A 13,510-nucleotide genomic window follows, 5' to 3' on the forward strand; every position below is an offset into this window, starting at 1 on the left:
GTTAGGCTCCGCTCCCCTTTATTTGTTTCTCTCTATAATCCTTTGGCGTTATACCTGTGTGCTTCTTAAATAAAATGCTAAAATAATTCGGGTCCTTGTAGCCCACCTGCTCCGCAATTTCATACAGCTTCATCGCCGAATTGTGAAGCAGCTCCTTCGCCTTAGCCACCCTTACGCTGGTCAAATATTCGATAAACGTCTCTCCTGTATGCTGTTTGAACACGAGACTGAAATAGCTTGAGCTCATGAGCACATGACGGCATAAGTCCTGCAACGACATCTTTTCATTCGCGTAATTCGTATCAATATACTCCACCGCGCGATGAATTTGCATGTTGGTCAAATAATTACGGTTATCCGCTATAGTAGAAATAACGGAGCTTACCATGTCCTTTAGCCAAATCTCAACCTCGTCCAGCGTCTTGAACTTGAATATGTTCATCAGCTTCATTTGCTGCTCAAACGGTGATTCCTGCTCTCGAACAGCTAGCTCCTGCACAGAGTTCATCAGCGAGAGAACAACCTTTTGCATTTGCAGCATACAAGCTTCCACTGGAACAAGAGAGGTTTTCAGCTCCGCTACCCCTTGTTCAATCAATTGGTAGGCTTCTTGAATGGCGCCTGTCTTCACAGCAGCAGCCAGCTTGCGGTCGAGGTCATGACTCAGCGGCATGTATCCGGAAGGTTTTCCTTCTATATCAATAATGCTCAGCACTCTATTCTTTCCTAGCAGGAAACGATAGTCCAGCACCGACAATGCGCTCTTGTAAGATAACGGCAGCTGTTCAGCGAGCGTACATGTTCGTCCAATTCCTATCGTCACTGTAAACTTCAAATATTTCTCAATATGATAGCGGACCTCCTCAGCAAGCGAAAATCCTTGTTCATATAGCAGGCTTTCACTGTCATGTCCAAAAATGATGGCAACCATCCGTTCCTCACGGGTTCGGAAGGTCAGCACATGCTCTCGGTCCAGCGTTTCATTAAAAATATCATAAGCAGCGAATCGCAAAAATTCGACATCATGCTCATAGGAGGACAGTTCTCGGTCGCCAAAATCGTCGATATCTACGACCATGACCAAATATAGCGGTGATATCGGCGGCAGGTTGAAATAAGCAAAACGTTCTGCGATTTCCCCTTTTCCTAAACCAACCGCAACTAAACGCTCTAGAAATCGCTCTTTAAGCAGCGGAAGACTGTGCTCCAGCTGGTTGTTTAGCCTGCCCAGATCTTCACGACGCTGCTTCTCTTCATCCATCTCTGCTTTAATTCGATCCAGGAGCTGACGTATTTCTTGCGCTGTAATCGGTTTCAGAATGAAATCAGAAATTTTAAGCCGAATCGCCTGCTGCGCATACTCAAATTCGTCATAGCCCGTTAATATAATCATTTTTATATACGGAAATTGAGCGGAAATTAAACCAGCCAGCTCTAATCCGTCCATGAACGGCATACTGATGTCTGAAATAACGAGCTCCGGCCTATCCAATTCTACGGCATCCCACGCTTCTCGACCGTTAGCGTAATCACCAATCAATTCGAAGCCATGCTCATTCCAATTGATTGTATTTTTTAATCCGATTCGGACAACCGCTTCATCATCGACAATAATTACTTTATACATCGAAGCCTCTCCAGTCTGTAAATGCCAATATACGAGCAGTAACAATATACTCCAATTATGCATGAGAATACACCAGCTTACAATTCCTTGATTCAGGAAAATGTCGAAAAACCCGGCCGCTAGCGACTCGGGTTCTCTTGGCTTGAGCGGCAGCAAAATCATGCTGCTCCATCCACCATTTCATATACTACTTTGCTTTATTCATCCACCATACGTTTCTTGTATACATACAAACATACAGCATACATCGCAATAATCCATACAAAAATAATAGCTAAGTGGGACAATACATCTGCCAGCCCCGCACCAGCCTCTACTTGCTTCGCTAGTTCAATCAGCTGCAGGTTTGGCATGTAATTGGCAATCGTCAGGATTGGATACTGATCCATCAACGGTGTAATCAATGACCCAAAAGCAAAAATGACAAAAGCCGGCATGATCGCAACGGAGGCTTCCATCACCGATTTAGTTAACAAACCGATGAACGTGCCTAAACCCAAATAAAAAACGGATGATAAAAATATAGCGATGATAATGACCAATAGGTTCTTCGGATGATAATTAGAAAGTAAAGCAGAGAAAACAATAATGACCGTGCCCGCAATAAAGCTTAGCAAGCTTTTGCCGCAAAAAATCTCGAAAATACTCGCCGGTGACAGCATGAGTCCGCGCAGTGTATTTTTTTCTTTCTCTTCAGCTACCAAGGCCGACTGCACATACGTAGCTACTAAAATTAAAGCCATATTGATGACCAGATATTGTACATCAATGGTATTCACACCTATGCGCCCATATAAAGCAGCCAGGATTAAAGGAAGGATCAATGTCGTGGTTATATACATGTTTCGAGATACGTCTTATAGTCTTTTTGTAAAATAGCCATTACTCGCTTCATTGAAAATGTCATGATAGTTTCCTCCCAGTCACTTCTACAAAAATATCGCCTAATGTTGGAAAGTTCGATTGAATGGATGCGATTTGGTTTTTGCTCATATAGTCAAATACCTTCTGCGCCCCATCAGATCCCTTTGGTACAATAATCGTTGACCCATCGGTTAGCTCTACTGTAATGGTTGCATCGCTATGCTGCTCTCGCAGCTTCTTTGGTTCATCGAGCAATTGAATCGTTCCATTGTTTAGGAAAGCAACGCGGTCACATAAAGTTTCGGCTTCGTTCATATCATGCGTCGTTAAAAAAATGGTTGTACCCTTTGCTTTCAATTGTAACAAGCCTTCATAAATATGCTTCGTATTCACAGGGTCAAGCGCTGAAGTGGGCTCATCCAGAAACAAGAGCTCTGGTTCATGCAGGAAAGCCCGAGCGAGAATGACCCGTTGAAGCATGCCCTTGGATAATTTAGATACCATCTTCTTGCTCTCTTGCTCCAAATTCACCATCTGCAGCACGACATGAATCCGGCCTTCGGGCACATCGTATAAATCACAAAAAAACTTCAAATTATCGTAAACAGACAAGCGAGCATACAAAGACGTATTGTCGGTAATGATCCCCATTTTTTTGCGATACTTCTCTTCTCGCAATTTACTCGTGGGTACTCCAAATACATAGGCACTCCCCGAGGTTGGCTTCGACTGCGCTGTTAATATTTTGATGGTTGTTGTTTTGCCCGATCCGCTTGGTCCTAGAAAACCGAAAATCTCACCCTTCCTTACGTTAAAGGAAACGTCCTTTAACGCCCTCGAATTCGAAAATGATTTCTCTAATGAAGTCACTTCAATTATATTTTGCATGCCGCTCTCAACCTCCGTTGTTTTATCTGGTCTACCTTCATCTTAGGTGAGAGGAGGAAGAGGCGCATTATAATCGCATTGAATGGAGCATACAAAGGGGTGAATGATGCGTATTTCGGGCTGAATAGCGCAATAATCACGTGGTTTGGAGCAGCGGTTTCGGTGAATGGCGCTTATTTAAGCCCGATCATTTCCTTTAACTCAGCCATTTTTGTTTTTGACAACGGTACGTTAGTCTTTAAATGATCATCAAGCACCAAGCTATAGCTATTGCGAGTGAAGGTGATGACTTCTCTTACCTTTTGCAGATTAACGATGTAAGAACGATGGCAACGAAAGAAACCATACGTCTGCAGTCTTTCTTCCAGCTCATTAATTTTGAAGGAGGTTGGATACATCTCCCCTTTAATATAGAGATTCGTTTGTCCTTCACTGCTTTCGATATAATCAATTTCCGGAGGATTAAACAATATAATTTTGTCATTCATTCGTGTCGGAATTTTCTCGAATTTGACGTGCTGAACGATAGGTTCATCATCTTCAAGGCCCTCATCACTCTCTGCATGCGAAGGCATAGGTTCTTCCTTTTTATCCGCATCTTCTGGAGATACGGATTTCGGTTCCTCTTCTGTATCTTGAACATCAAAAGCTTTGAGTCCCTTCTCATCCAGTCTATAGACCCGGCTTGTCACACTAAGCGCTGTTTCCATATTCCCCGTGAGCACGAGAATCGCTTTGCCGCTTTCCCCGAGCGTATGAACCATTTTATGAAAAACAAGCTTTGTTTCGAGGTCAACGTTCTGATCTGGCTCCTCAAAAATGTAAAGAGCAGGATCTTGAAATAATAAGCGTGCAAACTGAACCCGCCTTTTCTCTGACAGACTCAGCTTCGTTAGGCGCTTATTGGCTTTCAGATCAAGATTGACGATTCGGACAGCTTCATCGACGGATAGGCTTGAACCGTATAGCTGTTTAAAGAAGCTAAAGTTTTCTTTGACAGTCAACCGTTCATAAGAACCTTCTTCCAACAGCAAAAGACCTATCTGACTAAGAAAACCTTTCCTGTTATTTGCAAATGACAGATCATTTAACTTAATTTCTCCACTGGAAATCGGCAGTTTTCCTGTCAGCATCGCTAATAACGTATTTCGGACATTCATGCTCGAATAAAGCGCGACCACTTCATGACGTGCAATTTCGATATGAAAGGCAGGAAATACGAGTACGTTTTCGGTATATCTCTCTAACTCATTGATGGTAAGAACTGCCATATGATCACCTAGCTTATCTATAGTTTAAAAGCCATATTTTTCATTTAACTTGTTTATTATACATGACCTAATCACTGCAATGAATGTAAAAAATCCACAACCAGGTGAGGTTGTGGATTGCGTTTAACGATTGGAGCCCATATCTTGAATTTTAATTTTTATTTTTACATTTACATCCGCTTCCGCTAAAGCTTCACCCCAGTTATCCTTCACTTTCTTCCAGTGATTATATTCGTGGCCTCTTGCATATAACCCGTACCCCATCGGATCAATTTTTGCTTTTTGTATTTTCTTAATTAACTGCTGCATTTGCCTTTGTATCTCATCTGCGATTTGTTTCTCCAAGAGAGGCGCATTTTTCTCCACGTCAAATTTAAAAAGACGCTCCGTCATTACAATTCCCATCTTCACTGCAGTATGAAAGACGAATTGGTTATCAGCGAAGTCAACCTTCGTCTTTACCTGGAGAGTGGTAGGATAAAAGCTTAATTTATTTTTTTGAGCCAATCCCTTCTCCGGCTGTTCCGGTAGGCTAAGCGTAAATGAAAATATGCCGCCTGTTTCTCCTTGTAAAATTTTTAACAGCTTCGATTGTTTAATATCGAGCGTGAATTTATATTTACCGGAATGATCCAAGAGTGCCGTACCCGTTACTTTGACTTGATCATCCTTATGCATCTCTGTCAAACTCGGCGTCATTCCTTTTTCTGTAAACTGACGATGGAGCTCTTGAATCGTCGTTTTAACTGAAAGATTCTGCTCGCTTGTCGTATCGACTAGCTTCACTAAATACATAGGAAGGCGCGGTTTATCCTTGGGCGTGAACATTGCTATGTCTGAGACGGGGCCATCCACCATGACCACCCGAGACATCGTCGTGTTTTTCCCATCCCTGTACACCGTGTCCAAAATATTAAACCAGTCTTTATGCTGTAAAACACGCTTGCCGATCAATATGACCTGCACCTTTCCTCTTCGGGACAAGGCGGTAACAGTGGCATCAAATTGTTCTCTTGATTCACGAAGTGTATTCGATATAACGATGGTATTCTCTTCCTTATCTTTGGCTTCCTCATAAAAGACAGGACTAGAAGATGTAACAACAAGGTTCTCATCCTCATTCAAATCGATGCCTATTAATAAGCCGAGCGATACATCTTCAATATTGATCGTATCCATACAGCCCGGGAGCACCGTAAGCGACATCAATAGACAAAAAAAGAATACCGCTCTCATTGGCTGCCACTCCGTTGAAATCGACTATATATACTCACGTATAGAAATAGGAATACAGGAAAAACATAAGCGACCCCAATGCCTGTTTTACTTATAAACTCTATCCATTGTCCCGTTTGATTCCATGATGGATGAAGAAAAGCGGTGATTATAACAATGGATATGAGAAGAATCGAATCGAATGGCGCCTTTTTCTTCGTTCCCAGCAGATGGCTTGTGCTATAGACTGCTCCATAAAGATACGGAAGCCATGCAGTTGAAATAACAAACAAGTACAGCGCCAAAAAAACCATGTCAAACCGCTCCAAAAAGTGCAGCTCGATCATTTTCAATAAATTAAAGAGAGGCTCATTATAATCTGTAATCCCGTCCGGACTAAAGTAGGCGTAGCAAATCAAGGTAACCCCAAGGTAGAGAATAAAAGTGATGGTGTTGGCAATGACAACTCCGCGTACCGCCAACTGCTTTGTTTTCAAAAACGGATATAGGACCAATACAATCTCAAAACCGAGAAATGAAAAGATAGCCGATCCTACTCCGTTAAAAATAGGCATCCACCCCTCTTTAATCAGAGGCAGCAGGTGAACCCAGTGGCTGTCTTTCAAAGGAATAATCAGCAGTAAATACATCCAGATTGTCATATAAAAAACAAGCTCTGAATATCGGCCCAAAATATACAGCCCTTTCCCAATAATGAAAAAGCCCGGGACGACAAGCAGAATCATCAAGACATAATCGGGGGTCATTTGCAAAAACCACTGCTTAATAAATAACATCGTGATCGAAAGAATCGTCCAGCCAAAAAAAGCGAAATAACAAATAATAGGGATGGTTAAGATTTTCCCTACAACCTTGCCAAAGAGGCGGATGAACAAATCTAATATCGTATCATCAGGATATTTTTCAAACATTTTTACGATGAGGACACAAACAGTCAGGTTAATACACCAGCCGAGCAATAATGATATCCAGCCGTCTGTCCCCGCTTTCTCCGCAAGCGTTCTAGGGAGCGAAAATATCCCCGTTCCGACTTGGCAGCTATGGATAATAAATATAAACTGCGTGATAGAAATCTGATTTCGCTCTTGTACCTTCACGTTTGATCACCATCCCGATGATCTCTTTGTCTAATAGATTGAACAGGCATCGCGCTCTTGGGCCGCTTAAGCACTGCCCATACAGGAAAACGAACAAATACATCCTTCATTTGGCTAAACTTAAAGGGTGCTAATGGGCTTCCATATGGGGCACCCATCGATTCGATAGAAACAAAATGAGCAACTAAAGCCATGGCTCCAATAACAATGCCCACAATGCCAAACATAGAAGCCAGTATCATGATAGGGAATCGAAGCAGTCGAATAGCAGCGCCCATATCATAGTTGGGAATAATAAATGAAGCAATCGCAGTAGAAGAGACGACAATAACCATAATATTGCTCACGATCCCGGCTTGAACAGCTGCCTGACCGATAATAATACCTCCTACAATACCGATGGTTTGACCGATCATGGCAGGCAAACGAAGTCCTGCTTCTCTCATCATTTCGAGCATAATTTCCATCAAAATCGCTTCAATAATCGGCGGAAAGGGTACACGGGACCTCGTCTCCGCAATCGATAGAATGAACTGTACCGGAATAACCTCGTAATTAAACGAAATGAACGCAATATACGCAGAAGGTAAAAACAAAGCAATAAACATAGCAAAAAAACGAAGAAGCCGTATAAAAGAAGAGATGAGCCAGCGGCTGCTGTAATCATCCACGCTTTGAAAGAAGGCGATAAAATTGACGGGAGCAATCATCACGGTCGGAGACCGATCCACAACAACTGCATATCTTCCTTGAAGAATATGCGATGCGGTTGTATCTGGTTTCTCTGTCAAAATAACTTGCGGGAACGGAGAAAATGGATTATCCTCGAGGAATTCAGCAAGCTCCCCTGTATTCATAATCGCATCAATATCGATATGGTTTATCCGTGTTTCGAGCTCCTTAAGAATTTCCGGATTAGCCACGTCAGCCAAGTACAAGATTGATAGTTTCAACTTTCCGCGCTGGCCTACAATCATCTCCTTGATTTTTAATTCACGATCGGGAATATATCTGCGAATCAAGGCAATATTTTGGCTTCCTGTCTCCACGAAGCTTTGATGCGCTCCTCGAAGGGAGGCTTCGATACGAGAGTCATCAACTGCTCTTTGCGGCCAACCTTTTGTATCATAGACGTAGACATTAGCTTGACCCTCGACAAAGAGCACACTATCCCCTTGTAAAATGGCATTTTCAATTTGTATCCAGGTCGATTCCACCCGGATTGTTCCTATGCTTACTTCAGGCAATCGGAAATATTGGCCAGAGTCGCCGTTAATTAAAGCATGCAAAATATTATTGTGAATGTATTCCTTATTGACTAACCCCTCCAAATAGACAAGAGTTGCTGCATTTTCGTCTTGATTCGTTTGGATCTGTCTGATAATCAAATCTGGCGTCAATGTGAACAGCTGTTTGAGGTAACCAATATTAGTTGACATATTTTTGCTAATAGGAGGATCTTGAAGAGATGAGGCACTATTAGTCGGTATCCGATATTTTGATTTTCGGTTTCCTCTAAAAAATTTCATGTATGAAAACACAAGGAATCATCCTATCTCGTTTCTGTCTATGGATTTAAAATAGTCATTCCAAGGATCGACAAAAAGCGACTAAAAGATACTCCGCGTGTCTTACTGGATATAAAAAGAAGCCCTCAATCCCACTCCTATTGTGGTTTTGAAAGCTTCTTCCTTATGGCTTACTCCTACTCATGCGGCTAATGGAAATCCAAGAGAAAATATAGCACCGCCGCCCTTGTTGTTGCCTGCTGTAATGAGGCCCCCGCATCGTTCCACAATCGCTCGCGATATAGCTAGGCCGAGGCCAGACTCCCCGTCCTTGCCTTTCACAAAACGATGAAATAAATAAGGAAGAAGCTCATCCGGAATGCCGCCGCCATCATCGGACACCGATATTTCTATGCGGCCTTTCTTAGCCGAAGCATGAATATAAATATTTTTATCCGCATGTCGAATCGCGTTAGTTACAACGTTAAGCATCGCTTGCAGAAGCTTGTCTTGGTCTGCTCGTACAATCAGCTGTTCATGCTCATCATAGCTTGGATGCAGTGTAATTCCTTTTTTGACGAGCATAGGGTTTACACGTTCAATCGTCTCAGCGAGCAAATCCTTTAAACACACCAACGAGGGCTGATAAATATCCTCCTCGCTGTCCAGCTTCGCTAACAACGTCATTTCGGTAACCAAATTTTTTAGTCTGTCACTTTCACTTAAAATAATGTCCAAGCCTTTATAAACACTTTCACCTTCAAAAACACCGTCTCTAATGCCTTCCGCATAACCCGCAATGGACATTAAAGGTGATTTCAGCTCATGTGAAGCATTTTGAAAAAACTGCTTTTGCGCACGGTTAAAGCGATTAAGCTCGTCAGCCATTTCAAAAACGACCTGTGCAACAGAACCAATCTCCCCCCCTGCCTTTACGCGTTTCACCTTGGAAAACTGGCGGCTCTTCACCTTTGTCAATTCTTCTTTTAATTTCATGAGCGGCTTGATTAGCTTCCTCGTGATCAAATGGCTGAGCACCAGCATCAGCATTCCGCCCAAACCGAATACAAGAAGCAAACGTTTCAGCAGCGCCTGTTCAATTTCTTTGATTTTGCTGACTGGCGTAAAGAGCGTCAAGGTACCCTGCGGAATGGCGTTCACTTCAACAAGAAACCCTTTATCCGTACCATCTACTACCTTACCAACGCTCGTAATGGCTGCTGTCTCCGTGCTCGACGCTTTACCGGCCTGCAAGGTTTGCATCGGCAATACCTCTTGCATAATATTTCCTTGGGTATCCGTAACGACGGCTTTAATGGATGGGTTAATTGACAATGCACTGGCAGATAGAGTCACCCGGCTATCTTCCGCTGATTGGGTCACCATTTCCGTCTTCATAGTAGCGGACAGCGTTGCGCTTGCCATCTTCAATTCTTCCTTCTGCGCAACCATAAAATGATCCAATAATACATAATGAATTAATAGCGCAGTGATCGATAACACAAGCACAAGCGCGATGCCAAAAGCGAGATTAATTTGATGAACGAGCTTCATATTAATACACACCCCGATCTGTTCTCATTCGATAGCCATGACCCCATACCGACTCTATCGGTAAATGCTCTATTTTTTTTCGTATACGTTTAATAAGGTGATCGACTGCACGATCGCTGCCGAAATAATCGTCGCCCCAGACGAGTGTGAGCAGATCAGCTCTAGCAAAAGCACGATTCGGCTGCTCAATAAACACCTTGAGCATCGTGAATTCCTTGCTCGTCATGTCCACTTCCTCGCCTTGCCAGAATACACGTCTTTCCTCCAGCATCAATTGAAGCTCACCGAGCTCCAGCCGTGACAATGGCGTTGCAGCATTCGCCGTGTTTTCTTCGGCTTGGTTCATTTTATACCAGCGTTGGAGCTGCCGCTTTATGCGCGCCATCAGCTCGCGAGGACTAAACGGCTTAACTAAATAATCGTCGCTCCCAAGCTCCAAGCCTAATATTTTATCAACCTCTGTATCTTTGGCTGAAATCATAATAATGGGCACTTCTGCCTCATTCCGAATTCGCCTGCATAGCTCATAGCCATCCATTCCCGGCAGCATAATATCGAGCACCCACAGATCGGGAGGATTGGTTTGCCAAAGCTCCCATGCGTCCTCTGCATTTTCCAAACCGACTGTCTGGTAATTTTCCTTCTGCAAATAAATCTCGACTAAATTACGTATATGAAAGTCATCATCCACAACGGCGATGCGATAATTGCTGTTCACCTTCACTAACCCCCTGAACATTTCTTCTATAAGTATACCAAGCCCACAATCGCAATGGGGTCGTGCCATCGTTTTTCCACAAATACACCAATGTTCTGACACAGCCTTCTTGTAGAGTAAGACGAGTAAGACAAACCCATTAGGAGCGTGAAACCATGAACCATAAGTTGATTATTTCCAGAGTTGTCCTTTCATCTGCTTTATTAATGTCCGCTGTTGCAGGCCCTGCCATCTCGAATGCAGCGTCTAAAGCGCCAGCACCTGAAAAATTCTCAATGCTGCAAAACGTAACAGCAAGCACTTCCATCTCCGCAGATGCAACGACTGGTGTAGCTGTGGTCAACAGCTTTACTAATCCGCTCGACTTAGCCAAAAAGTATGCACCTGACACACTAGCGGACTGGCAGGATACATTAGACCAATATGAGAAAACGATCGGCAGCACGATGAAAAACCTCATTTCATCTGTTGAAGCAATACCAGCAATTTCAGCTGGCAAGGAAACGATCTCTATTTCTAAATCGGAGAATGTCGGAACTTTATCAATGAGCACTGCTGCAGTGAAAATCTCAGATTCCACTAAACTAAATATTGCAACAGCTGATGTCGTTCAGCTTGATAAGAATACAGGAACGGCAGTTCAAATGACTGAGGCGACTATTAGCGAAGCCGACAGCGCTGACATGGCGTTTATTAGAGCAGAGATTAAGCTGGCGCAAGCGGTTCAAGCTGAAGATGCTGCTGCTATAAAGCAATCACTGAGCGAGCTTCTTGTACAATACAAACAGCAAATCGCTGATTGGAAAGCAGAGAAGTAAAACCTATAGAAAAGGAAACAAGCTCACCTCCTTGTTGAGGTGAGCTTGTTTTTTTTTTCGCATTTGCTTACGCATCTAACGGTGGAAAATTACTGTTTCTAAGCTTTGCAGCATAATTTAAAGTGAAGTCTTAGCCAAGGATGTGTGTATGCCATGAAACGTAATCAGCAAGCCTCACGAAAGCTCGATAAGCCTAATTTTCTTGTCATCCTGGTGGATGAGGAACGTTATCCCCCTGTATATGAGAACGCCGAAATAAAAAAATGGCGCAAAAAAAATCTAATCGCACAGGAGCTGTTGAAAGAAAACTCTATGGAGTTCCATAGGCACTACATTGGGAGCTCCGCATGCTGCCCAAGCCGGGCAACCTTGTTTACCGGACATTACCCATCGCTCCACGGCGTCAGCCAAACGGTCGGAATCGCCAAAGAGTCTTTCGATTCCGATGTGCATTGGCTGGATAAAAACACCGTTCCTACGATGGGCGACTATTTCCGCGAAGCCGGCTATCAGACGCACTACAAAGGAAAATGGCATATAACCAATGCAGATATTATCGTTCCTGGCACCCACAACAGCATTCCAAGCTTTGATCCTTTGACAGGCGTACCAGACAGAGAGCGAACCGACTTATATTACCAAGCTAATCGCCTGAATGACTTCGGCTTCTCTGACTGGATTGGTCCGGAGCCAAATGGAAAAAATCCGCGTAATTCCGCCTCCTCTGCAGGTTTCGGAATAAGCGGACGCGATGTCGTCTATGGTGAGGAAACTGTAATGCTGCTTGAAACCCTTGATCGTCAAAAAAGCAATGACAAAAATGCCAAGCCATGGTTAGTCATTGCTTCCTTCGTTAACCCGCACGATATTGTTTTGTACGGTGCGCTCACCGCGCATCTGCCCGCCTTCCGTTTCGAAGTGGAGCCTACCGTACCATCCGTTTCCCCGTCGCCAACGATGAACGAATCGCTGCTTACGAAACCACGCTGCCAAGCAAGCTATCGCGATACTTACCCTAAAGCACTGCAGCCGATCATCGACAATCCATTTTACCGTCAGCTTTATTACCAGCTGCAAAAAAATGCCGATCAGCAAATGTTAAAAGTATACGAGGCGCTTGCTCGCTCATCATTTTATGACAATACGATCGTTATTTTCACCTCAGACCATGGAGATTTGCTCGGATCTCACGGAAATCTTCATCAGAAATGGTACTGTGCCTATGAAGAGTTTCTGCATGTGCCTTTCCTTATTCATAATAAACATCTTTTTCCGCGTAATAAAAATGTGGATACCCTTACAAGCCATGTTGATTTGCTGCCTACTATGCTTGGACTTGCGAATGTGGACATCCATACCATTCAATGCTGCTTGCAAAAGAGATTCAGCGAAGCCCGCCCTTTTGTTGGGCGCGACCTCACTCCTATTATTTTGGAACAAAAACCGGCGGTAACCGACGATAGTCCTGTATATTTCATGACCGATGACGACGTGACACGAGGCCAGCACCAAGTCAATCCACTTGGGGAGCCCTATTCATCCGTTGTTCAGCCTAATCATATTGAGTCTGTCCTCATGACGATCATTACCGATGGCAAGAAACAATTGTGGAAATACTCCCGTTACTATGACAACGTGCAATTTTGGAGCCAACCAGGCGTACAGGATGTAACCTTTTTGCAAGCTGATGCTCCAAAAGGTGAACCTTACCCGCTGTGGGCGACACAAGTGAAAACGGAGCCGGCTCCAGAGGAATTTGAGCTGTACAACTTAACCGAGGATCCGCTAGAAGCTCGCAACCTTGCGAATCCAGCCTATGCCACGCAGCATACGAAAGAAATTGAAACATGGATGATGGAGCTGCTGAATGAGCAGCGCATGCAAAAACGACTTGTCCCAGCGGATACGGGCATCACTTAAAGCCATGAA

11 protein-coding genes are annotated in these 13,510 nt (G+C 43.6%); 2 read left to right on the plus strand and 9 right to left on the minus strand.

Annotation, left to right across the window (positions count from 1 at the left end; all coding sequences use genetic code 11):
- Position 1: 1 nt before the first annotated feature.
- The 9 genes from BK120_RS16605 to BK120_RS16645 all read right to left on the minus strand — a co-directional run bounded on the left by BK120_RS16605 (position 2) and on the right by BK120_RS16645 (position 10,763).
- Positions 2–1,627, minus strand: a complete 1,626-nt coding sequence (locus tag BK120_RS16605) for a response regulator transcription factor (protein ID WP_076268649.1) — start codon at positions 1,625–1,627, stop codon at positions 2–4.
- A 197-nt stretch (positions 1,628–1,824) separates the two neighbouring features.
- Positions 1,825–2,406 (minus strand): ABC transporter permease, encoded by a 582-nt coding sequence (locus BK120_RS16610; RefSeq protein WP_256710919.1) that lies wholly within the window; start codon positions 2,404–2,406, stop codon positions 1,825–1,827.
- 124 nt (positions 2,407–2,530) lie between these two features.
- Positions 2,531–3,379 (minus strand): ABC transporter ATP-binding protein, encoded by an 849-nt coding sequence (locus BK120_RS16615; RefSeq protein WP_076268592.1) that lies wholly within the window; start codon positions 3,377–3,379, stop codon positions 2,531–2,533.
- A 173-nt stretch (positions 3,380–3,552) separates the two neighbouring features.
- A complete protein-coding gene (locus BK120_RS16620) occupies positions 3,553–4,650 on the minus strand; it encodes a LytTR family transcriptional regulator DNA-binding domain-containing protein (RefSeq protein WP_076268593.1) in 1,098 nt (365 codons plus the stop codon).
- A gap of 123 nt (positions 4,651–4,773) precedes the next feature.
- Positions 4,774–5,886 (minus strand): Ger(x)C family spore germination protein, encoded by a 1,113-nt coding sequence (locus tag BK120_RS16625; protein WP_076268594.1) that lies wholly within the window; start codon positions 5,884–5,886, stop codon positions 4,774–4,776.
- On the minus strand, positions 5,883–6,983 hold the full coding sequence (locus BK120_RS16630) for a GerAB/ArcD/ProY family transporter (RefSeq protein WP_076268595.1): 1,101 nt from the start codon (positions 6,981–6,983) through the stop codon (positions 5,883–5,885). The genes BK120_RS16625 and BK120_RS16630 overlap by 4 nt, the downstream gene beginning before the upstream one ends.
- The gene (locus BK120_RS16635; RefSeq protein ID WP_076268650.1) at positions 6,980–8,512 is read right to left on the minus strand and encodes a spore germination protein; all 1,533 of its coding nucleotides are present in this window, start codon (positions 8,510–8,512) and stop codon (positions 6,980–6,982) included. Before BK120_RS16635 ends, BK120_RS16630 begins: the two co-directional genes overlap by 4 nt.
- Positions 8,513–8,692: 180 nt before the next feature.
- Positions 8,693–10,045: a sensor histidine kinase gene (locus BK120_RS16640; protein WP_076268596.1), complete on the minus strand. Its 1,353-nt coding sequence runs from the start codon at positions 10,043–10,045 to the stop codon at positions 8,693–8,695.
- Position 10,046: 1 nt separating this feature from the next.
- Entirely contained in the window at positions 10,047–10,763 is a 717-nt protein-coding gene (locus BK120_RS16645; RefSeq protein ID WP_083682075.1) for a response regulator transcription factor, read from the minus strand.
- Positions 10,764–10,918: 155 nt separating this feature from the next.
- Here BK120_RS16645 and BK120_RS16650 point away from each other — a divergent pair, with 155 nt between their 5' ends.
- Positions 10,919–11,581, plus strand: a complete 663-nt coding sequence (locus tag BK120_RS16650; protein WP_076268598.1) for a hypothetical protein — start codon at positions 10,919–10,921, stop codon at positions 11,579–11,581.
- 153 nt (positions 11,582–11,734) lie between these two features.
- Positions 11,735–13,501 (plus strand): sulfatase family protein, encoded by a 1,767-nt coding sequence (locus tag BK120_RS16655; protein ID WP_076268599.1) that lies wholly within the window; start codon positions 11,735–11,737, stop codon positions 13,499–13,501.
- Positions 13,502–13,510: the final 9 nt, after the last annotated feature.

Origin of the sequence: Paenibacillus sp. FSL A5-0031 (genome assembly GCF_001956295.1) — a bacterium.
GTDB lineage: Bacteria > Bacillota > Bacilli > Paenibacillales > Paenibacillaceae > Pristimantibacillus.

Excerpts from the sequence above, each read along its gene's own strand:
- BK120_RS16605 (WP_076268649.1), bottom strand. The coding sequence starts at position 1,627 with ATGTATAAAGTAATTATTGTCGATGATGAAGCGGTTGTCCGAATCGGA.
- BK120_RS16615 (WP_076268592.1), bottom strand. The coding sequence starts at position 3,379 with ATGCAAAATATAATTGAAGTGACTTCATTAGAGAAATCATTTTCGAAT.
- BK120_RS16620 (WP_076268593.1), bottom strand. The coding sequence starts at position 4,650 with ATGGCAGTTCTTACCATCAATGAGTTAGAGAGATATACCGAAAACGTA.
- BK120_RS16625 (WP_076268594.1), bottom strand. The coding sequence starts at position 5,886 with ATGAGAGCGGTATTCTTTTTTTGTCTATTGATGTCGCTTACGGTGCTC.
- BK120_RS16635 (WP_076268650.1), bottom strand. The coding sequence starts at position 8,512 with ATGAAATTTTTTAGAGGAAACCGAAAATCAAAATATCGGATACCGACT.
- BK120_RS16640 (WP_076268596.1), bottom strand. The coding sequence starts at position 10,045 with ATGAAGCTCGTTCATCAAATTAATCTCGCTTTTGGCATCGCGCTTGTG.
- BK120_RS16650 (WP_076268598.1), top strand. The coding sequence starts at position 10,919 with ATGAACCATAAGTTGATTATTTCCAGAGTTGTCCTTTCATCTGCTTTA.
- BK120_RS16655 (WP_076268599.1), top strand. The coding sequence starts at position 11,735 with ATGAAACGTAATCAGCAAGCCTCACGAAAGCTCGATAAGCCTAATTTT.